The organism is Phormidesmis priestleyi BC1401 (genome assembly GCF_001650195.1).
GTDB lineage: Bacteria > Cyanobacteriota > Cyanobacteriia > Leptolyngbyales > Leptolyngbyaceae > Phormidesmis_A > Phormidesmis_A priestleyi_B.
The window spans coordinates 159,204-184,050 of record NZ_LXYR01000004.1 but is presented as its reverse complement, the minus strand read 5'-3'; the positions used below and the strand labels follow the sequence as shown (position 1 = coordinate 184,050).

Genomic DNA, 24,847 nt, shown 5'->3' with positions numbered 1-24,847 from the left:
ACTTTTTGTCGGAGGTCATCGCTGTAGGGGGCTGGCATCGCTCATTTGAGGGTCTCAACTTCTATAGTATGTCCTAACCTAACTGGCAACGGCTATAGCTTCCCGGAAAACTTGCTCAGCAGCTCTCTGATCGACGGTTGGTCTGGAAAGGGTCATGCTCAACTCTCTGAATTAGCAAACTGGGCAAAAAACTCAGTAGGGTCAGCACCTGTAGCCCGAACCCATCGTAATGCTTCTAGAATGTCGATGCGGCGTTCCCGACGTTCTATTTTGGAAACGTCAGGTTGCGTCAAACCAATCTCCCAGGCAATTGCTTTCTGAGAGAGTCTTGATTTTTCTCTTATGGAAATAAGAGCATCAACAATCTTATGGTACTCAGGATCATGAATACTTGAGATAGATTGCTTTTGACTTTCCATAATTCAGATCTTGATTTGAAAAGGGAAATATGCCAAAATCGCATACATGAAGAACAGAATGCATTTATCAGGACTCTCACTTTTCTCCGGCGCAGGAGGTATGGATATTGGATTCACCCGAGCAGGAGTTGAGGTTGTTAGTGCCAGTGACATCGATAGAGATGCTTGTCTCACATATGAGGCAAACCACTCAGAAGGGATTATCAAGTGCGGTGACATTAATCAAAACTTACCTGATATACGTCAGTTTGAGGGAGTCGATCTCGTTTTTGGTGGTCCGCCCTGCCAGGGGTTTTCTGTAGCTGGAAAGATGAATCCCGACGATCCACGTAGCAAATTATTATGGGTCTTCATGAAAGCTGTAGAGCTTACAAAGCCTCGGGCTTTTATTTGTGAGAATGTTAAGGCATTAGCAGTTCTTGATAAATGGGCTGAGATTCGCCAAAAGCTTTTCCGTTTTGCCAGCCAATTGGGATATACATACAAGCTGATAATACTTAATTCATCTGATTTCGGTGTACCACAATCCCGAGAGCGCATGTTTCTGATTGGGTTTAGAGATATTGAAGACATCAGTAACTTAGAGGCACGGTTTGATCGATATAAAAAGCCAGCGCCGACCGTTAGAGATATTGTTTCACCTCTAGGTTTCGCAGGTTCTAAGAATAATCAGCGAGTATGCAATGCAAAAGTTACTACAGCCGCAAAGCCAGTAATGCGACGATCGCCCTATGCAGGCATGATGTTTAACGGTCAGGGGAGACCACTGAATCCTGCTGGATATTCATGCGCTCTCCACGCTTCTATGGGTGGGAATAAAACGCCAATTATTGATGAAGAGCATTGCTATTTTGGTCAAGATAGCTGGGTTGAATGGTATCACTCATACCTGATGAAAGGGGGAGAACCACTATCTTTAGATGCCGCACCTAAAAGACTTAGACGATTGACGATTGATGAGGCGCTTAGAATACAGACCTTTCCACACGACTATCAGTTTATAGGCGGACAAAGCTCGATCTATAGGCAAATAGGCAATGCTGTTCCCTGCGACTTGGCACAAGTCGTGGCGGAAGTTGTTCAAGATTTTCTCAGCAATCCTGAAGTAATCACGCCACGACCTCTCTTGGAGCGTGAAGCCAAGCAGTTACGATTAGCCATCTAACTACGCCATCACCATGCCACCATCGACGTTCATCACCTGCCCAGTGATATAGGCAGCCGCCGGAGCCGATGCCAGAAACCGAATCAGTCCGGCTACTTCGTCGGGTTGCCCATAGCGACCGAGGGGGATGTATTTGAGGATTTCATCGGATTTGACATCCTGGGTCATGTCGGTGGTGATAAATCCTGGTGCGACCGCATTAACGGTGATGCCACGCGGAGCAAGCTCTTTGGCAACGGTTTTGGTGAACCCAATCACGCCCGCTTTGGCTGCACTGTAGTTTGCCTGTCCGGGGTTGCCCATTTGTCCGGCAACGGAGGTGATATTCACAATGCGTCCCGATCGCTGTTTGAGCATGATTTTGCTGACGGCTTTGGTGCACAAGAAAACGCCTGTGAGATTGAGGTCAATCACGGCTTGCCAATCTTCGGGCTTCATTCGCAGCAGCAGCGTATCGCGAGTGATGCCCGCATTGTTGACGAGCACATCGATTCTGCCCCACTGCTCGATCGCGGCATTGACCAACGCATCGACTTGATCCGCTTTAGAGACATCGGCGGCAACGGCGATCGCGGCGCTTCCCATCGCTTCAATCTCTTTCACCACGGCATCAGCCGCACCGCTCGAACTGGCATAGTTGACCACCACATTTGCGCCTTCAGATGCCAGCGCCAGCGCGGTCGATCGCCCAATGCCCCGTGAAGCTCCGGTGACGATCGCGACTTTTCCCTGCAATTGCTGTAATGCGACTGGCAACGCTTCCATAAATTTGTTCTCTGTTAACAGTGTGCGGATATCATCATATCGAGACACGGAGAGTTTTGAATGTTTGCTTTCAAACGCTTAAAATTGCAAAGAGTCAAATTTTGACAACTCAAACCACTCAATCTCGATCGAGAAGTTGGTTTTTTGCGAGATGAAGAGTAGGATTGCATCTATTGTCTTGTCTATGGTCAAAAAAAACTCAAGCGATCGCGCTGTTCTTACCAAGATTCTATGACTAGAGACCGTGGCATTCCAGATCGGCGGCTTCCTAAATCGCAAAAACGAGGAAAACCGTTCGGCTTATCCTCTACAGAGTCATCGTCTCTGCGGCAATCGAGTCAGCCTCCAGAAGAGATCGGGGCGACTCAATCCCATGCTTCTGATCTGTCTCCTGAGCCTCAAACTTCAAGGGCACATCTGCAAAAACGGGTGGGGCGCGTCTTGACTGATTGGCGGCTCGCTGCCGGGTTGGGACTAGCGATGACAGGGGGAATCACCCTTCTGGCGATCGGGTTTCTCTTTAAGCTGCCTGCTGTGCCCAACTGTCCGGCTATTTTTTGGCCGTTGGCATCTGCGTCACTCCGAATGCACTGTGCCCAACTTGCTGCTAACAAGCAAACCGTCAATGATTTGCTAGAGGCGATTCAGCTCTTAAACAGCTTGCCAGACGATCACCCTCTCCACCAGGAGGCATCGCGACTAATTGAGCAGTGGTCAAGCGAGATTTTGCAGCTAGGAGACGATGCCTTTAACGCCGGAAAGTTGAGTGACGCGATCGATATGGCGCGCAAAGTTCCCAAACGTGCCAACATCTATGGCGAAGTCGAAGGGCGCATCAACCGTTGGCAAAAAATCTGGTCAGATGCCGAAGCGATTTATCGACGGGTCGAAGATGCCCTGCGCGATCAAAACTGGCGTAAAGCATCGTCAGACGCGGCTCGGTTGCTGTCGATCAACAATACCTTCTGGCAAACGACAAAATATCAAGAACTGACTGACAAAATCACCCTGACTCGCGCCGACATCAGCAAGATTGCCAAGGCAAAAGATTTAGCCGATCGAGGCGGCATTTCCAACCTGTTAGAGGCAATCAAACTTGCGTCGAACGTAGACGATAAGAGCTATGTCTATCAAGACGCTCAAGACACGATCGCCCAGATTGGACAAAAAATGTTTGATCTGGCACAAAATACCCTGAATCGACGAGACTTGCAGGGAGCGTTGGATATCCTCGCTAAAATTCCGCCGATCGCCAACTTGCAGCGCGAAGTCGAAGATTTTGATGTGATTGCCCGTGCTCAGGCAAGATCCTGGGGCGGAACCGTCGCCGATATCGAATCCGCGATCGCTCAAATTCAAAAAGTAGAGCTGGGTCGCCCGCTTTATGCAAAAGCTCAAACGTTCCTCAGCCGCTGGCAGTCTGAGAAGGGCGATATTGCTCAGTTAGAAAAAGCCCGTCAGCTTGCTCGATCAGGTAAACCTGAAGATCTGCAAGCCGCGATCGCGCAAGCATCTCTTGTCCCATCTGATAATCCTCGGTCTCAAGAAGCGCAAAAACTCGCTAACGAACTGAGTGGACAGATACAAACTCAGCAAGATCGTCCGCTGCTCGACCAAGCCGATCAGCTTGCGAGCCGAGGCGATGTTGCCAATCTGCAAACCGCAATGGATCAGGCACGACAGATCACTCCAGAACGTGCCCTCTATAAAGAAGCGCAGAAACGAATTGGGCAGTGGAATCGACAGTTAGCTCAACTTCAAGACGAGCCGACTTTGAATCAAGCCGACCGTTTAGCCGAATCGGGCGATTTATCAGGCGCGATCGCGGCGGCTCAAGGCATCGGCTCTAGCAGCGCACTCTATGGCGATGCTCAATCAAAGGTGCAAACCTGGCAGAGACGACAGCAAGCCGAGCAAGGGCTTGAACAAGCTCGAACTGCGGCAAATAGCGGCACGCCTGATTCTCTAGCCGAGGCGATTCAATTGGCGGGTAGGGTGCCGGGTTCAAGTCCGCAAAGGGTTGAAGCAGATCAGGCGATCGGGCAGTGGAGTCAGCAGATTTTGCAGGCAGCGATTAGTCAAGCAGACACCGATCTAGCAGGCGCGATCGTGACGGCTCAAAAGATTCCGCCTCGCACGCAGGCATATGCAGAGGCACAGCTTCAGATTGAGGCTTGGAAGCGGATCTTGGGACGGTGAAGGTAGTCAATCTTTTAAAAGGTTGAGTCTTGTTTAAATAGGTTGACGATTGGGAGTGGGTCAGCTTACGCGAAGCAACATTGATTTAGCTGACAATTTCTCGAAGCTTCGTTTCGGTTGCTATTCTGAATATGGCAATTTTAGGACATCGCTCTCTTGACCCAAAACTCTCGCCAACTCGCATTCCTTGCCCTCCGCACGGTCAAAAAAGGCGCTTTTGCAGATGTCGCCGTTGATAAAGTGCTGCATCAGACCGAATTGAGTGCCGCCGATCGTCGCCTGCTGACCGAGTTAGTCTATGGCTGTGTGAGACGACGACGCACGCTCGATGCCCTGATTGACCAGCTTGCAACCAAAAAAACTCAGCAGCCCCCAGATCTACGAACCATTTTACAGTTGGGGTTATATCAACTGCGTTATTTGAATCAAATCCCGCCATCAGCAGCGGTCAATACAACCGTCGAATTAGCCAAGCAAAACGGATTCTCTGGCTTAACCGGATTTGTAAATGGATTATTGCGGCAATACATTCGATCGTCCGAAGCGTCGCCAAGCGATCCCTTACAACTCCCTGACAATCCGATCGAGCGATTGGGAGTTCTGCACAGTTTCCCAGATTGGATTGTGCAAGTGTGGTTGGATCAGTTTGGTATCGCAGAAACTGAACGGCTCTGCGAATATATGAATCAGCCGCCACACATTGATTTGCGGGTGAACACTCTCCGATCGTCGCTTGCTCAAGTCGAAGCCGCGATGCAGTCTGCGGGCATTCAAGTCCAAAGAGTTCCTCATTTGCCCCAAGCGTTGAGACTGCCCCAAGGCTCAGGCGCTATTCAAAAATTACCAGGGTTTCAAGAAGGGTGGTGGATTGTTCAGGACAGCAGCGCTCAACTGGTTGGCTACCTCGTCGATCCGCAGTCGGGCGAAACTATCGCTGATGCCTGCGCCGCTCCGGGAGGAAAAACGATGCACCTCGCAGAATTGATGGCTGATAGCGGGACGGTCTGGGCGTGCGATCGCACTCCGTCTCGTCTAAAACGCCTCCAGCAGAATGTCGATCGCTTGAACTTAAAATCGATTCAGATTTACATTGGAGACAGTCGAGAACTGCCGCAGTTTGTTGGGCAGTGCGATCGAGTCCTCATTGATGCCCCTTGCTCTGGGTTAGGAACCCTGAATCGTCATGCCGATGCCCGATGGCGACAGACTCCCGAAACCGTTCAAGAACTCTCTCAGCTTCAGCGAGAAATTCTCAATCACACCGCATCTTGGGTTAAGCCAAACGGCATCTTAGTTTACGCAACCTGCACCCTACATCCTGCCGAAAATGAGTTTGTGATTCAAGACTTTTTGAGCAAAAATTCTGATTGGAGCGTCGATCGTCCAGCGTCTGAATCAGCGATCGCTCCATTTTTGCACCCTGAAGGGTGGGCAAAAGTGCTGCCTCATCAGCAGAGCATGGATGGATTTTTTATGACAAGACTAAAGCGAGTGTAGGGCAGAGGAGAAATAACCTATGACAACTGACATTAAGACTCTCGTCAAAATCTTAATCGGAGTCGCTTGGCTAGACGGCGATATCCAGCCCGAAGAGCGACGACATCTCCATCAGGTTGCTAAGGAAAAAGGTGTAGCGGACGATCTTGAGATTCAGCCACTTTTACATGAACTTCGAGCCGTGAAGCCAGAAGAATGCTATCAGTGGCTGCGAGATTATTTAGGCGATCGTCCCACCTCAGAAACTTGCCAAACTCTAATCGAGTCCATTAGCGCTTTGATTTACAGCGATGGGACGGTGGCAAACGAAGAAGCCAAACTGCTCTCAAGGTTGCAGTTGATCGACTCGACCGACGCGTCAGAGCCTTTCTACAGCAAAACTTTGTCTATAATTCGCAAACTCTATCAGCGTTGGCTAGCCGAATTTTAAAACCCCAAGTCGTCTTACAACCCAGGCGTTTCTTCTTTTTTAACTTCTGGCACAACATCAGGACGCTCTTTGTTTTCCCAACCCACTGGACGCTTAGAGTTATACCAGGCAAGTGAACCAAAGGTAACGGCTGCAATAAACCCAACGACATAAACCACCGCGGCAGACACTGGAAAATTCATACCGCCGTAGCTAGACACATCCATAAGAAAATTCATGATTACATTTCCTCAAATATTTTACTAGGGTCAGGATAGTAGAGTCAGTATCACACTGCATCCACCACAGGTTTGATCCTCTTTTCTATTCCTCAGTTCCCTGACGGAGGCAGCGGATCTGAAGAAGCTGGAGCCGGATCAGCCGGAGCCGGAGCTTCTTTGCGGGGAGCGGGTTCTGAAGGAGCCGCCGACTCTGGAGGAGGAGCCTTTTCACGAGGGGCTGGCTCAGGCGCACGCTCTGCGGGGGGTGGATCAGCCGGGGCTGGCTTATACGATCGCCCTGCGTTTGGCTCTGAGTAGCTGCTTTCTGCAGGGGCATCATAACGACGCTCACTCTGAGACTCATCTGGATCGGCAGAGCCACCGAGAGATCGAATGCGGTTGGGTTTTACGGGATTAGCTTTGATGGTGCCCTTGCGATCGTCCAAGTTTCCAGGAACCTGTGGAAATTTCTGCACGGGCATTCCCCCGACTGATTCTTTCATAAACTGGTGCCAGGCATAGGCAGCGGTGCCGCTGCTTCCCCAGGTAGGGCTGTTGTCATCGTTGCCCAGCCAGACCCCCGCTACTAGCTGAGGAATATAGCCCACAAACCATAAATCGCGCGCGTTCTCAGAGGTGCCTGTTTTGCCTGCGACGGGTCGATCGATTTGAGCGGGTCGCCCGGTGCCATCAGAGACAACACTTCGCAGCATCCAGGTCATGATGGCGGCTGTGTCTGGATCAACGACTTGCTTGTTTTTAAAGTCAGCGTCATACAGCACTTTGCCTTTAGCGTTGATGATCCGACGAATGCCATGCGGCTCGATCGCTTTACCCTGAGCCGCCAGCGTGCCATAAGAATTGACTAACTCTAAGAGATTGACTTCATAGGCACCCAGAGCCATTGAGTAAGTCGGATTCAACTTTGAGTGAATTCCCATACTTTCGGCGGTTTTGATGACGGGATCAAAGCCGACATCAATTAGCGTTTTGACTGCAACCACATTTACCGAGGCGGTCAGGGCATCGCGAATGTTGATCCAACCTTTGTACTTATTGCTGTAGTTTTTAGGCTGATAGCCATCTACCATGAAGCGCTCGTCTAAATAAGAACGATAGGGAGAAAACCCAGCCGCGATCGCGGTCGTATAAACAAAGGGCTTAAAGGTTGAACCCGGTTGACGCTGTGCCTGAGTTGCTCGATTAAACTGACTTTCTTTATAAAAATCGTAGCCGCCAACCATCGCCCGCACTTCTCCATTTCGGGGATCAATCGCCACCATTGCCGCTTGCTTAAACCCCTGAGAGGCACCATCGACCTCAATGGCATCTTTGATCGCTTTGTCTGCCGCTTTTTGAAACTTTGGGTTTAGCGTCGTCTCGATCGTGATTCCGCCTGCCTCAAGCGCCTGTTTAGAGACATATTTGGGCAACTGCTGCTGCACATAATAAGTGAAGTAAGGGGAATCACTCTCGATTTTTTTAGGCGAACTGGGTTTGATTTTCAGGTCTTCAGCCTTGGCAGTCGCGGCTTCTGTCTGGGTAATGTATTTTGCTTCAACCATCTTGTCTAGCACGACATTCCGGCGCTCTTGTGCTTTTTGTAAACTGACTATGGGGGAATAAAGGCTAGGAGCGGGAGGAAGTCCGGCGATCGTGGCAGACTCTGAAAGGGTTAGCTGATTGACCGATTTACTAAAATAAATCCAAGCCGCATCCCCGACTCCATAAGCATTAGAACCCAGATAAACCAGATTCAAATATCGTTCTAGAAGCGTTTGCTTATCGACTTCTCGTTCCAGCTTCTGAGCGAGGAGGGCTTCTCTGACTTTGCGCCCGATGCTCCGATCTTGGTTAAGAAACACGACACGAGCCAACTGCTGAGTGATTGTGCTGCCGCCTTCGATCAGTCCGCCAGAGGTTAAGTTGCGTCCGATCGCACGCACGATTGCCTGATAGTCAACGCCCGTGTGCTCATAAAAACGCCGATCTTCTGATGCAATAAACGCTTGGATCAACGGCTTGGGAATTTGGGCGATCGTCAGCTTTTCACGAGTCGCAGGTCCTAGCTGATGCAAGATACTGCCGTCTGAAGCCTTGATGGTGAGAGTGCCGGGACGCGCAAACACTGCTAAATCAGCGGGGTTGGGGAGGCTGCGATCGATCTGCCATGCTGCAAGCTTAAAGGCTCCAAAGCCGCCGACCAAAATCCCTACCCAGAGCAGTCGCCGCCCTACAGGAGCTTTAAGCGGAGGCGGCAGTCTTTGCCCAATTTCATTCAACCTTCCGCCCGCTTCATCGAGACGTGCCTGCAACCTCGGCAGCCGAAAATTGTTCAGCAAGCTCGCAAATCTGCGATTTTTCTGAGAACGGCGCGATCGTGGAGCCATTTGCCGATTTTTGTTTGGTTCGTCAGTCATGGCTTCCAGTCTGGTTGCTTTGGAGTTCTAAGATCTGCACTGTGGGGTTTGAGCCATCCTCTGTCACTCGTTCCTGCCTCATCACGCCGATAGGGCTTCCGACTCTTTAATCAGAAATTGAGATCACAATTCTGAGACTCAGATTGACCGAAAGCGCCCACATAGTCAACCGTACGCGTCAAAATGTGATGACTTCTGAATAATCAGAGCATGAAGTTAAGGCGACTTAAAGTGCAGCATGACCAAATGCCAAAGCAGCCACTAGCATCCCTAGCACCAAAAAGGGTTGAGCGCTTGCCTGATATTTCACATCATTTTTGAGCGGATCGCGCAGGAAATACATATCCTGAAAGGTGATTTGAGGAATGATCAGCAGAATTAGAATGACTGCGTACAAATTTTGATGAATGCTGATCAAATAGGCAGCAATTCCGACTTGAAAGAGGTCGATCATGGCAACACAAATCCGAGCCGCGTTGGTGACTCCAAACATGACGGGAAGCGATTTGAGTCCAAGTTGTCGATCGCCCTCCACGCTCTTGAAGTCATTGATGATTGCAATTCCCAATCCTGAGAAGCTGTAGAAAAGCGTCAGCAGCATAATCGTGATATCCAACTCGCCAAACAGGGCGTGCCCTGTCCACCAAGGAATCGCAATATAGCTGGCACCTAACGCAAAACTACCTGCCCAGCCGTTTTGCTTGAGTTTGAGCGGCGGTGCAGAGTAAATGTAGGACAGGAAAGACCCCCCGATCGCCAATGCAGTAATCGTAGGAAATTCGTGTCCTGCCCAGCGATCGAGCGCGTAGGCAACCCCAATTCCTGCAAACAGCAGCACCCAAATTTGAACCACCACTTGAGGCAGAGAAATCGCGCCAGACGGGATGGGTCGATAAGGCTCGTTGATGGCATCAATGTCACGATCGTAGTAGTCGTTGAGAATCTGCGTATATCCCGTCAGCAGAGGACCTGCCAACAGCATACAAGCGGCTGAAATCAGCACATTCTCTAGCGTCCACGTATAGTTGCCAGACGATGCAGCACCGCAGATGATGCCCCACATTAAAGGAATCCAGGTGATCGGCTTCATCAACTGCAAGCGGATCTTCGCGATCGAAGATCCTTTCACGTCGGCTCCTTTCATGCCCAGGAGCTGACGAGCTTTTGCGCTGCGGTCGTCCACTACACTATCTGGCACGTCTGGGGAACTAGAAGTCACTTCAATCTCAGGGGATGAGTCAGGCATAGCGAAAGATTGTGAGAAGGTCTAGAACGAGATAATCAGATAGCCGTCTTGAAATTTAGCACCTTTCACGGGTTGCCCACGCAATTGGAGCGGTAAATCAACGTTACGTCGCTGGTCGCCTGCTTCGATCGTAATCTCAGGACCCGATTGCGTCAGTTTGACTTGCTTCTTGTCAAACCCTGGCAAAAAGAGCGAGACTTTGCGCTCAGAGACATTCACCGCGATCGGGCGAGGAGCCTGAGTTGCCTGATCTTGAAAGTTTGGCAAACCATCGATCAAAGGTTGCCAGTCGTTGATTGACTGGATCGGAATCGTTGTCACCAAAAGCGGATCAAAGGCAGCTAATTCGCCATTGGTTCCCGATGCCCGGTTGAGGATGACTCCGCCGACCGTTAGCCCGATTTGTTGAGCGCTGCCCCAGAGATATTGAGCGGTCGCGATCGCGGCGGGGTCGTCTGTCGTCACCAGATAAGCCGCCATGCGCTGCGGATTGTTGACCGCTTGCTTGCCCTGCTCTAGCAGATCATTCACTTGACCTGTAGGTTGAGCAAAATTATCGCCAACAAAACTCACATTGGTCAGAACTGTGCTTGCCGCGAGTTGAATTGCAGGGGACAGCGTTCTTCCCAAGTCAGACTCGACAAACAGTTTGCGAAAACGACGAATATACCAGCTAATCGTTTCGGGCAGCCCCAGCATTCGCAGCGTGGATTGGTCGCCTGATCCGTCATAGACGATCGCGTCATACTTGCCACTGCCGTCATATTCTCGAATTGCATTCAGCGCCAGGGCAGTGTCCATTCCGGGCAACACTCCCAATTCTTGCCCAAACACTTCCTTAAAAAAAGGTGTGCGGAGATATTGCGCTTCTAGCTTTTTGACCTCTTCCCAACTGCGCTCTAGCAGCGTGGCGGTCTGGAGTTGAACGGCGTGCAGATTCGGAGAAATTTCTTGCGGGTCGAGGCTGAGAGTCGCGCCTAGTGCTGCCCCAAACGCCGGACTAGAATCCTGTCCGAGGAGTAAAACTCGTTTGCCTTGCTGGGCAAGTTTTTTAGCCGCTGCGATCGCGATCGTCGTCCGCCCAGTGCCACCTTTGCCTAAAAATGTCAATATAAAAGCCATATTCAACCATTCTGAGCCAACTTGACCATCAGAATTTTGAACCTTGAATCACCGTGATGATCTGAGAATTCAAAATTCTTTCATTCCCTCATATTAGCGACTGCACGAGGTCTGTAGTGCTTTAATCAGACGACTCTAGCTCGTCTTCAAAAAACCAGGTTCCTGCCTTGTCTTCAAATTGAACTAACAGCCCAACGCCGCCGCCATCCACGACTTTAAAGTCGCGAATCGTGCCCATCTGACCTAGCCTTTTGATGATCTCTGGAGAAACCCGATCGCGCAAACGCCGAACCTGAACTTTTTGACCGATTTCCATTGCAAAGTAGTGATAACGATTGAAGCAGATTGATACAAGCCACTCAAGAGTTTAACAGGATGTTGCAGCTTATTAAGGCTTTGTTGGTCATTAACGGAGTGTGCGACTTTCCTGAAACACCCGCAAAGAATGCCCTCACCCTACCCCTCTTCCAAGGGGAGAGGGAACCGGAATGGTTGGAAAGCCCTTCTCCTTGGGGAGAAAGGTTGGGATGAGGGCAAATAGCAGCACATTGCGTGTCATTGGCTACTGGTAGAGAACCAAAGGCAGGAGTGATAGGATTCAAAGACTATTCCAGGTCTAAGAGTTTTCATGCTGGCTAAAAGAATTTTGCCTTGTCTAGACGTGAAAGCGGGTCGTGTGGTCAAGGGTGTGAATTTCGTCGATCTGCGGGATGCCGGAGATCCGGTTGAGTTGGCGCAAGCCTACAATCAGGCAGGCGCTGACGAGTTAGTGTTTCTTGACATCACAGCCACCCACGAAGACCGAGACATTATCTACGACGTGGTGTATCGAACGGCTGAACAGGTGTTTATTCCGCTCACGGTCGGCGGCGGAATTCAGAACTTAGAGACGATTAAAAAATTGCTGCGAGCGGGAGCCGATAAAATCAGCATTAATTCATCGGCGGTGCGTGATCCCGACTTTATCAATCAGGCAAGTCAGCGATTTGGGAATCAGTGTATCGTCGTCGCGATCGACGCTCGTCGTCGCCCCGATCCCACCAATCCCGGTTGGGATGTTTTTGTGCGGGGCGGGCGAGAAAACACAAAGCTCGACGCGATCGCCTGGGCAAAAGAAGCTGCAGAACGCGGCGCTGGAGAGCTTTTGATCACGAGTATGGATGGCGACGGAACTCTAGCAGGCTATGACCTTGAGCTGACGCGCACGATCGCCGAACACGTTCAGATTCCGGTGATTGCATCGGGCGGCGCAGGCAACTGTGAGCACATCTATGAAGCGGTGACAGACGGAAAAGCTGAGGCGGCACTGCTGGCATCTCTATTACATTACGGACAGTTAAGCGTCGCTCAGATAAAGACTTACTTAGACGATCGCCAGGTTCCGGTTCGCCTCACGTAGAGAAAACCCTCTGATGATAAGCATTTCAAACTATTTTTCAAATCATTAACTTGGGCTATGATTAAAGCCATAAGTGTTTACAGAGCTTGAAATAGAGCAGCACTTTATGAGCATCTGTTACACTATGTAAACCATGTTAATCATCATTCTTGCTATTGTCGTTGCGCTCGTTTCCTGGTCTTTGCATTTGATGCAGGAGGCAGTTGAGCAACACGAATTTTCTCTAATGCTGGCAGGAACGCTTGTGGCGTTTTCGGCGGCGGCGTTGATGAGCGTCTATTTCTTGATGGGAAACTATGTGGGTTACATGGCGCGAATGTCTCACGATACGTCTGCTTATTACAGTCAGCCCTACGAGTTGGTCAGTGGCTATTTAGACCAAGAGGAGCTAGAAGAGACTCAAGCTTATTACCAGTGACGCTCATAATTCTAGTTCCTCAGCCAAAGAGCCTTTCCTTCGGTAGGATCTAGGCAGCGATCGAACCCCATAGCAAGATTCGTAAGGTGGGTGATGCCCATCTTATTTTTTGTCTTTGAGCAGAATTATAGACTCTCATCCTCGGTAATCCCTTTCATCTTGAGTCCCTAGCTCCATGAACTACTACATCTCTCCACGCTTCATCGATAAGCTTTCGGTTCACATCACCAAAAATTACCTGAATATTCCCAGTGTCAAAGTTCCTTTAATTTTGGGAGTCCACGGGCGCAAAGGGGAAGGCAAGTCATTTCAGTGCGAATTAGTCTTTGAGCGGATGGGGGTCGAAGCGGTCTATATGTCAGCAGGAGAGCTAGAAAGCCCTGATGCAGGCGATCCGGCTCGATTGATTCGATTGCGCTATCGCGAGGCAGCAGACATCGTAAAAGTGCGCGGCAAGATGGCGGTGCTGATGATTAACGACATTGATGCGGGGGCTGGTCGCGTCGATCAATTCACTCAATACACCGTGAATACGCAGCTTGTTCACGGCACTTTGATGAATATTGCTGACAATCCGACCAATGTTCAGCTTCCGGGCAGCTATGAGATCGAGCCGATTCAGCGCATTCCGATCATTGTCACAGGCAACGATTTGGGGACACTCTATGCGCCGCTGACGCGTGACGGACGGATGGAGAAGTTTTTTTGGGAACCCGATCGCGACGATCGCATCGGCATCGTCAGCGGCATTTTTGAAGTCGATCACATTGCTCGTCGCGACATTGAGCAACTGGTGGACTCATTTCCTGATCAGTCGATCGACTTTTATGGGGCACTGCGATCGCGCCTCTATGATGAACAAGTCCGTAAACTCATTCAGGACGTGGGCTTAGATCGGATATCAATGCGAGTCGTCAATAGTGCCGAAGCTCCGCCAGAATTTCACAAACCCGATTTCACTCTGTCACACCTGTTAGAACTCGGACAGTTGATGGTCGGTGAGCAGAAGCGATTAAAAGAAATGCGGCTAGTCGATGAATATAATCGCGTGATTGGCAACCGCAAGCTGGGCGAGGTCAACATGATGCCGACTGCCCTAACCCCCGCCAAATCAAACGGACATACGCCTCCAGCTAGCAGCAGCTATAGCGGCCAGCCATCTAGCACCCGCCTCAATCCAGAAATGGTGAGCGAACTGAATCGAATTTTGGGGCAAGGACATCGGCTAGGCATTGAGTATGTAGACGATCGACGGTTCCGCAACAATTCTTGGAGTTGTTATGGCACCTTTCAAACCGATGGAGCCAAAGCAATCGCGGCATTGGAATCGTGCCTTGCGGATCACACTCAAGATTATGTGCGTCTGGTCGGAATTGATTCGCGCGATCGTCGTCGTGTGATCGAAACGATCGTGCAGCGTCCCAATGGCAAACACGCCTGACATTGAGCCATTTTCAGGGTTACTGCGTGCCGATCGCCAATCTTACTCCAGGAACCAATCGCAGCCGATCCATCACCGTAATCACCTGCCCGTGAGTGACACGTCGATCGGCATCAATCACCACTAAAACTTGACTATTTTTGCCCTTCAACGCCTGAACCTGATTGGTTAAATTGTTGAGTTGAATGGGTTTGCGATTGAGGGCAAGCTTGCCAGTCTGGTCGATCGTCACCGTCGCTTGAGTCGATTTTTGTGCTTCAGCCGTCGCCGCACTCGGAAGATTGACAGGCAACCCCTGAGAGCGCGTCAAAAACAGCGTAGACATGATAAAAAACGTCAGCAGCGCAAAGATCACATCAATCATCGGCACGATGTAAATTTGAGGCGGCAGATCCGGTTCTTCAGGTAGACGCATAGAAATCTTCTCCCTTCTCATGACGGCGACGATACAGCAATTCTAGCTGTCCACCATACTCCTGAATCAGGGCAATCTGCCGAATATATAGCCCTCGGAATGTATTGGCGAAGAGGAGCGTCACGATCGCTACCACCAGCCCCGATGCGGTCGAGATCAGCGCCTCACTGATTCCGCCCGTCACGTTGGTCGTGTTGGTGCTGCCGACATCTCCCAGTCGCAGCGAGGCAAACGAGGTGATCAATCCCAAAATGGTGCCCAACAGCCCTAACAGAGGCGCAAGGCTAATAATGGTTTCAAAAACGGTGTTAAATCGCTTTAACAGTGGAATTTCTGCTTGAGCGGCACTTTCTAGCGCCAACCGAAACTCGTCCGAGGTCGCTTCTTCTAATTCCAAGGCAGCCATAAAGATGCGGGCAACAGGCAAATCAGAATTTTGCTCCAACATCAAGAAAGCGGCTCTTGGACTGCGCTTATAAAGCACCAGAGTTTCTCTAAGCACTCGATCGTGACGTTTCTTGACTTTTACCCAAAAAACAATTCGTTCTAAAATCAATGCCACCGCCAGGATCGAAAATCCTAGCAGAGGAATCATAACAACGCCGCCAGAAGCAAACCAGTTACTAGACTGCATGGTGAGTCAGTGAGCAGTGAACAGAGAACAATGATAGTCGTTCGTGGTTCATACCCGATCGCTCTCTTGCGACCTCGACTCGCAGACTGCTAGAAGCAAAGCAGCTACACGTCTGGAAAACGATCGATCTGAGCATATCCACTAAAAATTAACTGCTCTCCCTGAGTTTCTAGACGGTTGATTCGCAGCAGGATTCCATCTAAGTTAAAGCGATCGAGATCCACCATGTTGTCTAGAATTTCAGCAAATGCCATCGTCAACACCTCCGAAATGCCGCGCAGATCTTCGGGCACTGCATCTGGCTCAAACTGAGGATTTTGGAACGCAACGCGCCTCCGCCGCTCAATCTCCAATGTCGCAGTCATGCTAACAGGTATGGTGTTGTTGGGCAGCAACGCTTCTGCAAAAATCTGAATTCTGTTGTTAGGCATCAGCTTCAGCGCGATATCTGAGAAAGAAACTGGTTCGCCCCCCGACAAATTCATCAGCGCAGGTTCGGTCACATTTTGCAGCCGCTTGACCACCAACTCGGACTTAAACGCCTCATTGATGCCTGCTTCAGTCAGTGTGACTTGAGCGATCGCCTGAGTTGGCTGCTTTAATCGAATCTTGCCGCTCAAAACCGAGCCGAAGTCAATCGCCACCGCATCGGTCTCAAAGCGCATTTCTTCGACCCAAAAGTCGTGCCGAATCAGCAGTCCGCGTCCGCCCATCTTGAAGCTATCGAGACTGCCCTGCAATAACTTGCTAGAGGGTGAGCAGCGAATCGAAACCTCGACTGACTCGCTCTTTGAAAAGAGGTGACGAATGGATTCACTCGCAACCTTATTCAGCATCCGTTCACCAAAGTCGGCACCCGAAGCGTTTTTTAGATTTGTGAAGCCATTGAGCATGATTCTATTTGCAACGATTCTTTACTAGTTTGTAACAGATTGTAAAGAGCCGTCAATTCCTGACTTGATCGGCTTTGGCTGAAAAAAGATAGAAATTAGAGATGATTAAAACTGGGATCAAGGGGGTTAAACGAAGTAAACGCAAGCTAAAACGATTGTAGCGCTTACTCTCGACCCTGGTGGTTTAATTGCCTGATCTAGGTCATAGAGCTTCTTTATACTTTGCAAAGATACGTCTTATTACTTATGGTTCGAGTGTAAACCTATTAAAGATTCTTTACATGCCGGAGTGTTTCTCTTTCCATAGAGTCATTCTCCGGCTAGACGTTGAGACGTTGCAAATGCGCTTGGCTTATTGCAGTGGCTTCTAAACTTTTATCATGCCTAAGTTCTTAGCGATCGCCCTTCTCTTAGGGATACTAGCTCTCTTGTTCCACCCCTTCTCCCCGGCTCAAGCTCAAGCTGGATTGGACTCCCGTGTCTCAAGGCTGGAGACTGAACTGGTAGGTATTCAAAGCCGCCTCAGCCAGATACAATCTGGCTTTCTACCAGGCATCTCTGTGCCTACGCCCACTTTACCCTCTGGAGATCGACAAGGAACTAGACAAATCCTTTCAACCGACCCTCAATTTGACAGATTAGCCACCCTGGTCATCGAAATTAAAGAAAGAGTCACGGCAACAGAAACCCGTCTCAATATGCTAGAACGTCGCCAAGGAAACACGAATCGCTTTGTCAGGTGAGTAATTTTTGTACTTCAAAATACCCCTTAATCAGGCAGACTCAATTAAAGCCAACTCGTGTAGGTGATCTCGGCTCCGCTTAACCTGCTGCAAGTTTTGGCTTGAGCGTTGAGCCGAGCCGAAACGCACCTTACAGTTGATTCCATTTGCCTGCCTATCTTTGGAATTCTCATCAACTTTTTTCGAGGAGTAGGCTTAAAAGACCTTATCTTTAGCAGGTGAGAGATCTAGCGGTTTCCTATTCTCTGCTGACCATTCGGCAACAAAACTCGTTATGAAAAAAGCTCTAAAAGTCCTTGCTATTTTGACGTTAGGAATCGCCGTCCTCATCTTGACCACCACTTCTGGCGATGCTCAACTCATCGAAGGTCAAAGAATTCCTGGCTTTCCGCACCTGAGTCTACAGGCTCAAGAAGTCACTGATTCCAGTCTTACGTTGTCTTCTGCTTGTGCCCTCAAACCAGTTTCTAAAGCGAGTAAATCAAGACCAGTCGTCGCTGCCGTGCAGACACCCGTTCCCTTAAACCGATTTAGACAAGAGCCAAATCTTGTTGACCAATCCAAAGAAACCTCAGCTAAGTCAGCACTTGCTTACACTCCCATAGAAGAAGTTGCCCTTGCTCACCCAACCAATTTCGGACGGCGATTCGTGCAAGACTTTTACGGCAAACTTGCAAATAATGAAGCGATCGTGGTTCTACACGAGACGGTCGGGTCTGCTCAATCGACGATCGACCTGTTTCAAACGCCCCACCCTAATGACAATGATCAAGTGAGTTATCACACGCTGATCACTACAGATGGCACGATCGTCTACTTGGTGCCACCCGATAGGCGAGCATTTGGAGCCGGAAACTCGATTTTTGTGAGTGATACGGGTCAAGAAGCCATTCAGACGAATCCAGACTTTCCCCCATCTGTCAACAACTTTTCTTATCACATTTCCCTAGTTACTCCGCCTGATGGTCGCAACGATGCCACTCGACACAGTGGCTACACGCGAGCACAATATCAGTCACTGGCATGGCTAGTCGCAAAGACGGGTATGCCTGAATCGCGAATTACCACCCACCGAGCCGTTGATCGATCGCGCCAGCGCATAGATCCTAGAAGCTTTGACGGCGAATATTTTTTGCGTTTGTTGAGCTTCTATCCAAAAACTCAGGAAATTTCAACTCAGTGTTCAACACCCGCCGTCTTAGAGGAGTAAACGAAAAGGGAAGGAGAATTGCTTCCCCTTCCCCTCCAGATTAGTCGAACGCAATCACTATAGGTTCACCATAACCTCCACCCAGTCAATGCCCTGACCTCGGTTTTGGTTATCGGTCTGGTCAACATCATTCACAGATCCACCATTATTTTGAACCATGCCGATGTAGATCTTCTGAGTTCCAGACAGATTAGCCCAGCCAGTCCAATTTCTAGAAGGAAGCTTCAAATCGACCGTCTTGGAGGCTGATAAACTCTTACCTGCAATAGGATCAACGCCTGTCGGGGTGAATGCCCAAGCAGACGTATCAGACTTGCTGAAGACAGGAGTTGTAGACAAATAGAATCCAACCTCGCTCCCGTTGGTTTCGGCTTTGAAACCGTTGTTTTCAGTCACAAACGTTGCAGTCACCGTTCCTGTAGGAGCAAAGGTTGTTCCATTTACAGCCAGACTCTTACCTCTCAGATTGATAGTAGGAATCTGTTGAACGTCGATATTCAAGACGGTCACGTTATTGTTTTCGTTTGTCTCTGCAACAGCATCGTCTGAGTCAACTAACGCGAGCAGGTAGTAAGTTCCATCCACACTCCAGAAAGTGTTTAGCCACGAGGGTAGAGCCAGATTTAAAGGCTGTGATTGACCAATCTGACCTGCCGGAAGATCTACAGTAGTAGTAGATATTAGAAAGTCAGATGCCCGATCGAGTACCTGATCTCTTGAGATATAGAAAGCAACCTTCACCCCAGCGGCAGCAATGGTTCCATCATTCTTAGCACTGTAATTAACTGCTATAGTAGTAACCGGATCAGTGCTATTAGTTCCTGGGGTCAAGAGAACTTGAGAAGGACCTGTGAAACTATTGCCGAGAAGCTCCGTGACTTGTGGCTTGCCTTCAACGTTTAGCCGATAGTTGATGCCGTCTACATTAGTGGAGACTTTGATGTAGTAGTCTCCCGGATCTAGCGTCTGCCCCGAGTAGCTTACAAGGGTCGAAGCAGCGCCGCTTACACCTGCTTTGTAAAGTTGCAAATTAACTGAACTGAGCGGCTGACCGCCTGAGTCTGTGGCAGACAAAACTAGCGTGGACTTGAGGGCAAGCTTGAATTTGAAGTAATCAGGCAGGTCAGAACTGATTGAGTCAGCATAAACCCCAGCCGCGTTCAGGGTGCCGATGTTGAAAGCAGACAACTCTGTGCCACCACCAATACTCTGAGTCGTAGACACAAATCGGCGACGCTGAATGCCATCAAATTGGTCACTGCTAGAGCGCTGAGGAAGAAACGCTGTACCTAAGATGCTTGTACCGTTCAAAAGCCAAACCGAGACTTCACCCGAAACTGAGTCACGCCAAAGCATATCAGCTTTGCCGTCATTATTAAAGTCAGTCAGTTGCTCAACGTTAAACTTGGCTGGAACAACATAAGGCAGGAAGGCTGATCCTCCCGTAGCAATTTGAGTGCCATTTAACAGCCAAATGGCTAATTGACCCGTCCGATTGTTACGCCAGAGGAGGTCGTCTGCTTTGTTGCCATCGAAGTCACCTATTTGAGCTGTCCACTCGATCGGCACATTTGGAAGGAACGCAGCGCCTCCTGGGGCAATTTGAGTGCCATTCAATAGCCAAACTGCTGCCTCGCCTGTCTGCGTATTGCGCCAGAAAATATCTGTTCTTCCATCTTTGTTAAAATCACCTAACTGAGACTTCCATGCGCTCGAAACGCTAGGGAGAAACGCTGCTCCTCCAGGAATGATTTGGGTGCCGTTCATCAGCCAAATTGCCACTTCACTAGACTTGGAGTTGCGCCAGAAAATGTCTTTTTTTCCGTCTTTGTTAAAGTCGCCCAAAGCAGGGTCCCAATCACTAGAAACTCCTGGAAGCAGCGTGAACGTGTCGAATCCTAAGCCTGTGCTATTGGTTAGCCAAATAGCCGTCGAACCTCCCTGTTTGTTACGCCAAAAAAGGTCGGCGTGGTCATCGTTATTAAAATCTCCTAGAGTTGCCTGCCAATCTGCTGAGATTTTATAGGGAGATATTGCACTTTGCAGAATAGTGTCGCCTTTCATTAACCAAATCGCGACTGTGCCATCTTTTTGGTTTCGCCACAGAATGTCGTCTTCACCATCACCGTTGAAGTCAGCAAACTGACTTTTCCAATCAGTCGTTGGGAGACTGACATTGGAGCCGCCAAACTTAATCACACTGTCAGCTTGTACAGTCTTGCCATCTGTCTGCACAACTGAGGGAGCGCCTGTTACTTTATTACGCCAAACCAGATTGCTGAGAATTGCATCGGTGCTGACAGAAAGATTGAGCTTGTAGTTAGCATCTGTAGCAGCAGCATCACTTGGATCTAAGTCTACCTGGATGTAGTACGTCCCCGCAGCTAGCTTGGCTGAGAGCGCTTCTGAGAGCTGTTTAGGAGTGCCTGTGGTGATCGGCGTGACATCAGTTTGGCTATTATTAAAGAGATGGAGACGTGCATTGCCTGTAAGTTCAGTTAGCGTAACGCTCGTGCTGCTGCTGCCGATGAGCGTAAATTTGTAGAAATCGATTTTATCGCTTGCATTAAGTGATCCCGAAAGAGGCGGTGTCCCAATCAGGTTATTGATTGAGGTAGCGGTAGAAAAGGAATTGTTGTCAGTAGGCGGCATGGCTAGACTCTCTGTAAACTAATAACAGGTTCGACCGAGATTAGATTCTGTAGTACTCCCAAATTCGGACTGAAAATTAAGCCAGAACGGAATTTGAGCGAAATCAGGATTGGCTCGATTAGGATAATCTGTATTATCAACTAGGCTTTGAGTCTAAATTTATACAATCAGAGCCACTATTACGCCAGGATTATTACTGATATCCATTTAAGTGAGAGTCCGATCGTATCAGTTATTTTGCACAGAGTTCTGTGGGGCGATTAGCCGCCTCGGTGAAAGAAATCTCCTACGTCGATCAAGCCTCTTGGGTTCTTAAAACTCGATTCCTGGCTGTGCCTTGACCCCTTGCTCTCGAAAGGGATGCTTGACCAAGGTCATTTCAGTCACGAGATCTGCTCGCTCAAGAAGTGCTGGAAGCGCACCGCGACCTGTCAAAATGACGTGCGAGTCTTCTGTCTTCTCAGATAGCCCAGCGATGACCTCTTCAATATTTAGATAGCCTAGTTTGAGCGCAATATTAATTTCGTCTAACAGCACGAGCTTGAAGTTTGGGTCTTTGATAAACTTCAGCGCCGTCTCCCACGCTTGGGTTGCTTTGAGAATGTCGCGATCGCGATCTTGAGTCTCCCAAGTAAAGCCTTCACCTAGAGCGTGAAATTCAAGCTGATCGCCCCAGTGCTCAAAGGCAGCTTTTTCTGCGGGTTCCCAAGCTCCTTTGATGAACTGCACGATCGCGACTTGATAGCCATGACCCAGCGATCGCAACACCATCCCCAGAGCAGCCGTTGTTTTGCCTTTACCATTTCCTGTGTGGACGATGATCAGTCCTTTTTCGGAGGTCATGTCTGCGAGACGTTGATCCTGCACCTCTTTGCGTCGCTGCATCTTTTTGCGGTGCTGACCTGCCTCTGGTGACTCTCCCACGGCAGATTCAGAGGGAGTCAAATCCGAGGGTGTATCAAGCTGAGAGTCAAGAGTCATAAGACACCAAAGTGAACGATGTGAGCAGAAGGTTGCAAGACAACCACCTCTAGCCTACCAATAGAGAGGTCTCACTTCACACAGGGTAGAAGAGTCTCAGTATTTTGGACGATCATCAGCACAAAGATAAGGTGATAGTATTTAAAAGGCATTGTTTAAAGGGTTGCGATAAAGAGCATTGAAATTTTTCTCTTTGACTGGATACCCCTGGCGACCTTTGTGGTATCTCGAAATGAAGTTGAAGCGGAAGCGGCAATGCGATCCTGCACTGTCGTGGGTCGATCGCTGTGAAGCTCCCAGTATGAACTGACCGATCTGTAACTCAAGGTTCGCGTCTGCTCGTTGCTGACTCTGGCTCCAAAAAGCGGAGTTTCTCTCAACACTCACTCGAACTGGATCGGTCAAGTTCTCTTTTAGGAGAATTTTCCAAATTAACGACTGAAACGCCTAGTGCATTTGACTCCACGAAGATTTCAGTCTTTCAAGATTTACTTAGTTGTTGCTTGGTGGTGGTCTAAGCTCGCATCCTCGTTTATTGAAGACGAGGGCTTAGTGTCTTTAGCTGCACTTTAGCGACTCACCGTAAACCTTTTCAGTCCGATATCGGGCTATTTCGCACTGTCTCGCCCTCACTTTATGCTTCTTAGTCTTTTCGGAGTAAAAGGATGTCTAAACTTCTCAGTCAAAAGATCACACCCTCCCCCATGCCCTCTGAGATCAGCGTTGTTGACCTGATTGATGGCTACTTTACGGCATATAACTCGGCACGACTGCGAGAGATCTGCCACCTTCTCAGCCGTGAAGTGATGCAAGAAGGGGTCACAGTAGGACTCAGCTTGTCGGGGGCAATGACTCCAGCAGGGTTAGGCGTTTCTGTGTTTGCACCTCTGATGCGAAACGGATTTGTCGATTGGATCATCAGCACAGGTGCTAACCTCTACCACGATATGCACTATGGGCTAGGACTGGATCTCTATGCCAGCAGCCCGTTTTTGGATGATGTGAAGCTACGGCAAGAAGGTCGCATTCGGATTTACGACATCATTTTTGACTATGACGTGCTGTTGGGAACGGATGCCTTCATTCGGCAAATTCTCAAAGCAGAACCCTTTCAGAAGCGGATGGGCACGGCTGAGTTTCACTATCTGCTCGGCAAATATGTGCAGGAAGTGGAGCGGAAACTGGGCGTGAAGCATCCTTCTTTGCTGTCAACGGCTTATGAGTGTGGCGTTCCTATCTACACCTCTTCGCCAGGAGATAGCTCGATCGGCATGAACGTGGCAGCAATGGCGCTAGAAGGCTCAAAGCTGGTTATTGACCCAATGCTGGATGTCAACGAAACGGCTGCGATCGTGTATTCTGCACGCGAGTCTGATATTCCTGATGTAGAAGGCAAAAGTGCTGCGCTGATCATTGGCGGCGGCAGTCCTAAAAACTTCTTGCTGCAAACTCAGCCACAACTGCACGAGGTTCTGGGTTTGGAAGAGCGGGGACATGATTACTTCATTCAAGTCACCGATGCTCGACCTGACACGGGTGGATTGTCGGGGGCAACTCCTAATGAAGCGGTGAGCTGGGGCAAGGTTGACCCCGAAGAGCTGCCGAACACGGTCGTCTGCTACACCGACAGCACGATTGCGCTGCCGATCCTAACTGCCTACGTGATCAACCAGTGTGAGCCTCGCCCGCTCAAGCGGCTCTACGATCGCCGCGATCAACTGCTGGCAAAACTCAAGGTAGATTACGAAGCCGCTAAGCTACAGCCTTCTCACCCTGTTGTAGAGCCAGTTTCGGTAGGATCTGTGTCGAAGGAACCTATTGCTACCTATCCCTGCGGGACACCGATTCGCAACGGTCGTCACTGAGACCGATCGCAAGTCTTTTTTAGGGTGAGTCTATCTCACCCTTTTTTGTGACTTTATTGAGGAGGAACTGAAGGGGCTGGCGTAGAGTTCTGAGGAGAAACGGGAGATGGATTGGTAGGCAACTGACTGGGATTATTGGGCTGTAAGTTAGGAGTGGTGGGGGAAATCGGGTTTAGAGAGGGTTGATTGAGGGGATCGATCGTGGGTGCAGGAGTCGTTAATCCTGGAGTTAAAGGATTTTGACCCGGAACGACTGGACTTTGATTAGGGGATGGGCTGGTTTGGGGAGCCGTTTCTAGCGCGACACGATCGCCCCCAACTGCTCGTAAAACATCCAAAACCTGAATCACATCATTGTAGAAAGAAGTCTGAGAAGCACTGAGAACCAGTAACCCCTCTGGATTTTGCTGGTGATAGGTTTGCAGGACTTGATAGAGCTGAACTCGATCGAGCGGCTGATTTTTAACCGAAGTTAGCCCAGTGGCATCAACATTCACCACCAGCATCTCCTGATTTTGGGGTGTGCCTGTGCTGGCTTTGGGCAAATCTAAATTAATACCTTCCCGACGAGTGAGTTGCAACGCTGCCAGGATAAAAAAGGTCAGAATGCAGAAGATTACGTCGATTAAAGGAATGATCTGAATTTGTGCCTCGTCTTGGGGAGAGTCGAGATTAAGCTTCATAAGCAGGGTGAAGGGTGAAGGGTGAACACGGCAAATCTAGTCGATCGTGA

23 protein-coding genes are annotated in these 24,847 nt (G+C 49.4%); 10 read left to right on the top strand and 13 right to left on the bottom strand.

Going from position 1 to position 24,847, the window contains the following annotated elements:
• Positions 1–158: 158 nt before the first annotated feature.
• Positions 159–419 carry a helix-turn-helix transcriptional regulator gene (locus A8707_RS04245; RefSeq protein ID WP_082906215.1) on the bottom strand — a complete coding sequence of 87 codons (261 nt, stop codon included), beginning with the start codon at positions 417–419 and terminating at the stop codon, positions 159–161.
• A 46-nt stretch (positions 420–465) separates the two neighbouring features.
• Here A8707_RS04245 and A8707_RS04240 point away from each other — a divergent pair, with 46 nt between their 5' ends.
• The gene (locus A8707_RS04240; protein WP_068815429.1) at positions 466–1,584 is read left to right on the top strand and encodes a DNA cytosine methyltransferase; all 1,119 of its coding nucleotides are present in this window, start codon (positions 466–468) and stop codon (positions 1,582–1,584) included.
• Here the strand turns inward: A8707_RS04240 and fabG are convergent, their stop codons facing one another.
• Positions 1,585–2,397, bottom strand: coding sequence for a 3-oxoacyl-[acyl-carrier-protein] reductase (gene fabG, locus A8707_RS04235; protein WP_462686385.1), 813 nt, complete (start codon positions 2,395–2,397; stop codon positions 1,585–1,587). It abuts the gene before it with no gap.
• A 183-nt stretch (positions 2,398–2,580) separates the two neighbouring features.
• On the opposite strand from fabG, the gene A8707_RS04230 reads away from it, so the two are divergent.
• The 3 genes from A8707_RS04230 (at position 2,581) to A8707_RS04220 (ending at position 6,475) form a co-directional block, all read left to right on the top strand.
• Positions 2,581–4,548: a hypothetical protein gene (locus A8707_RS04230; protein ID WP_068815426.1), complete on the top strand. Its 1,968-nt coding sequence runs from the start codon at positions 2,581–2,583 to the stop codon at positions 4,546–4,548.
• Positions 4,549–4,704: 156 nt separating this feature from the next.
• Positions 4,705–6,045 (top strand): 16S rRNA (cytosine(967)-C(5))-methyltransferase, encoded by a 1,341-nt coding sequence (locus tag A8707_RS04225; RefSeq protein WP_068815425.1) that lies wholly within the window; start codon positions 4,705–4,707, stop codon positions 6,043–6,045.
• A 19-nt stretch (positions 6,046–6,064) separates the two neighbouring features.
• The gene (locus A8707_RS04220) at positions 6,065–6,475 is read left to right on the top strand and encodes a tellurite resistance TerB family protein (protein ID WP_068815422.1); all 411 of its coding nucleotides are present in this window, start codon (positions 6,065–6,067) and stop codon (positions 6,473–6,475) included.
• Positions 6,476–6,489: 14 nt separating this feature from the next.
• Here A8707_RS04220 and psb35 read toward each other — a convergent pair whose 3' ends face one another.
• The 5 genes from psb35 to petP all read right to left on the bottom strand — a co-directional run bounded on the left by psb35 (position 6,490) and on the right by petP (position 11,779).
• Positions 6,490–6,693: a photosystem II assembly protein Psb35 gene (gene psb35 / locus A8707_RS04215; protein WP_068815420.1), complete on the bottom strand. Its 204-nt coding sequence runs from the start codon at positions 6,691–6,693 to the stop codon at positions 6,490–6,492.
• A 92-nt stretch (positions 6,694–6,785) separates the two neighbouring features.
• Positions 6,786–9,095 (bottom strand): transglycosylase domain-containing protein, encoded by a 2,310-nt coding sequence (locus A8707_RS04210; protein ID WP_068815418.1) that lies wholly within the window; start codon positions 9,093–9,095, stop codon positions 6,786–6,788.
• Positions 9,096–9,321: 226 nt separating this feature from the next.
• Positions 9,322–10,341 (bottom strand): chlorophyll synthase ChlG, encoded by a 1,020-nt coding sequence (gene chlG, locus A8707_RS04205; protein WP_068815416.1) that lies wholly within the window; start codon positions 10,339–10,341, stop codon positions 9,322–9,324.
• A 21-nt stretch (positions 10,342–10,362) separates the two neighbouring features.
• Positions 10,363–11,463 (bottom strand): Get3/ArsA fold putative tail anchor-mediating ATPase NosAFP, encoded by a 1,101-nt coding sequence (locus A8707_RS04200; protein ID WP_068815414.1) that lies wholly within the window; start codon positions 11,461–11,463, stop codon positions 10,363–10,365.
• Between the two features lie 121 nt (positions 11,464–11,584).
• Entirely contained in the window at positions 11,585–11,779 is a 195-nt protein-coding gene (gene petP / locus A8707_RS04195; protein WP_068815412.1) for a cytochrome b6f subunit PetP, read from the bottom strand.
• 312 nt (positions 11,780–12,091) lie between these two features.
• Here petP and hisF point away from each other — a divergent pair, with 312 nt between their 5' ends.
• From hisF to A8707_RS04180, 3 genes are all read left to right on the top strand, one after another.
• Positions 12,092–12,862 (top strand): imidazole glycerol phosphate synthase subunit HisF, encoded by a 771-nt coding sequence (hisF, locus tag A8707_RS04190; protein WP_068815410.1) that lies wholly within the window; start codon positions 12,092–12,094, stop codon positions 12,860–12,862.
• Positions 12,863–12,995: 133 nt separating this feature from the next.
• Positions 12,996–13,280: a hypothetical protein gene (locus tag A8707_RS29465; protein WP_074382456.1), complete on the top strand. Its 285-nt coding sequence runs from the start codon at positions 12,996–12,998 to the stop codon at positions 13,278–13,280.
• Between the two features lie 175 nt (positions 13,281–13,455).
• On the top strand, positions 13,456–14,721 hold the full coding sequence (locus tag A8707_RS04180; RefSeq protein WP_068815408.1) for a ribulose bisphosphate carboxylase small subunit: 1,266 nt from the start codon (positions 13,456–13,458) through the stop codon (positions 14,719–14,721).
• A gap of 19 nt (positions 14,722–14,740) precedes the next feature.
• Here A8707_RS04180 and A8707_RS04175 read toward each other — a convergent pair whose 3' ends face one another.
• From A8707_RS04175 to A8707_RS04165, 3 genes are all read right to left on the bottom strand, one after another.
• Positions 14,741–15,136 carry an ExbD/TolR family protein gene (locus A8707_RS04175; RefSeq protein WP_068815406.1) on the bottom strand — a complete coding sequence of 132 codons (396 nt, stop codon included), beginning with the start codon at positions 15,134–15,136 and terminating at the stop codon, positions 14,741–14,743.
• Positions 15,123–15,770 carry a MotA/TolQ/ExbB proton channel family protein gene (locus tag A8707_RS04170; RefSeq protein ID WP_068815404.1) on the bottom strand — a complete coding sequence of 216 codons (648 nt, stop codon included), beginning with the start codon at positions 15,768–15,770 and terminating at the stop codon, positions 15,123–15,125. Before A8707_RS04170 ends, A8707_RS04175 begins: the two co-directional genes overlap by 14 nt.
• Before the next feature lie 104 nt (positions 15,771–15,874).
• Positions 15,875–16,663, bottom strand: a complete 789-nt coding sequence (locus A8707_RS04165) for an LmeA family phospholipid-binding protein (RefSeq protein ID WP_068815402.1) — start codon at positions 16,661–16,663, stop codon at positions 15,875–15,877.
• A gap of 380 nt (positions 16,664–17,043) precedes the next feature.
• On the opposite strand from A8707_RS04165, the gene A8707_RS04160 reads away from it, so the two are divergent.
• The gene (locus A8707_RS04160) at positions 17,044–17,406 is read left to right on the top strand and encodes a hypothetical protein (protein WP_068815400.1); all 363 of its coding nucleotides are present in this window, start codon (positions 17,044–17,046) and stop codon (positions 17,404–17,406) included.
• 274 nt (positions 17,407–17,680) lie between these two features.
• Positions 17,681–18,616 (top strand): peptidoglycan recognition protein family protein, encoded by a 936-nt coding sequence (locus tag A8707_RS04155; RefSeq protein WP_068815399.1) that lies wholly within the window; start codon positions 17,681–17,683, stop codon positions 18,614–18,616.
• A 57-nt stretch (positions 18,617–18,673) separates the two neighbouring features.
• On the opposite strand, the gene A8707_RS04150 is transcribed toward A8707_RS04155, so the two are convergent.
• Both A8707_RS04150 and cobO read right to left on the bottom strand, forming a co-directional pair.
• Complete coding sequence (locus A8707_RS04150; RefSeq protein WP_068815397.1) at positions 18,674–21,268, bottom strand: FG-GAP-like repeat-containing protein; 2,595 nt, start codon at positions 21,266–21,268, stop codon at positions 18,674–18,676.
• A gap of 312 nt (positions 21,269–21,580) precedes the next feature.
• The gene (gene cobO, locus A8707_RS04145) at positions 21,581–22,249 is read right to left on the bottom strand and encodes a cob(I)yrinic acid a,c-diamide adenosyltransferase (protein ID WP_082906214.1); all 669 of its coding nucleotides are present in this window, start codon (positions 22,247–22,249) and stop codon (positions 21,581–21,583) included.
• A 665-nt stretch (positions 22,250–22,914) separates the two neighbouring features.
• Here cobO and A8707_RS04140 point away from each other — a divergent pair.
• The gene (locus A8707_RS04140; RefSeq protein WP_068815395.1) at positions 22,915–24,114 is read left to right on the top strand and encodes a homospermidine biosynthesis protein; all 1,200 of its coding nucleotides are present in this window, start codon (positions 22,915–22,917) and stop codon (positions 24,112–24,114) included.
• Positions 24,115–24,167: 53 nt separating this feature from the next.
• On the opposite strand, the gene A8707_RS04135 is transcribed toward A8707_RS04140, so the two are convergent.
• Complete coding sequence (locus tag A8707_RS04135; RefSeq protein ID WP_068815394.1) at positions 24,168–24,797, bottom strand: ExbD/TolR family protein; 630 nt, start codon at positions 24,795–24,797, stop codon at positions 24,168–24,170.
• Positions 24,798–24,847: the final 50 nt, after the last annotated feature.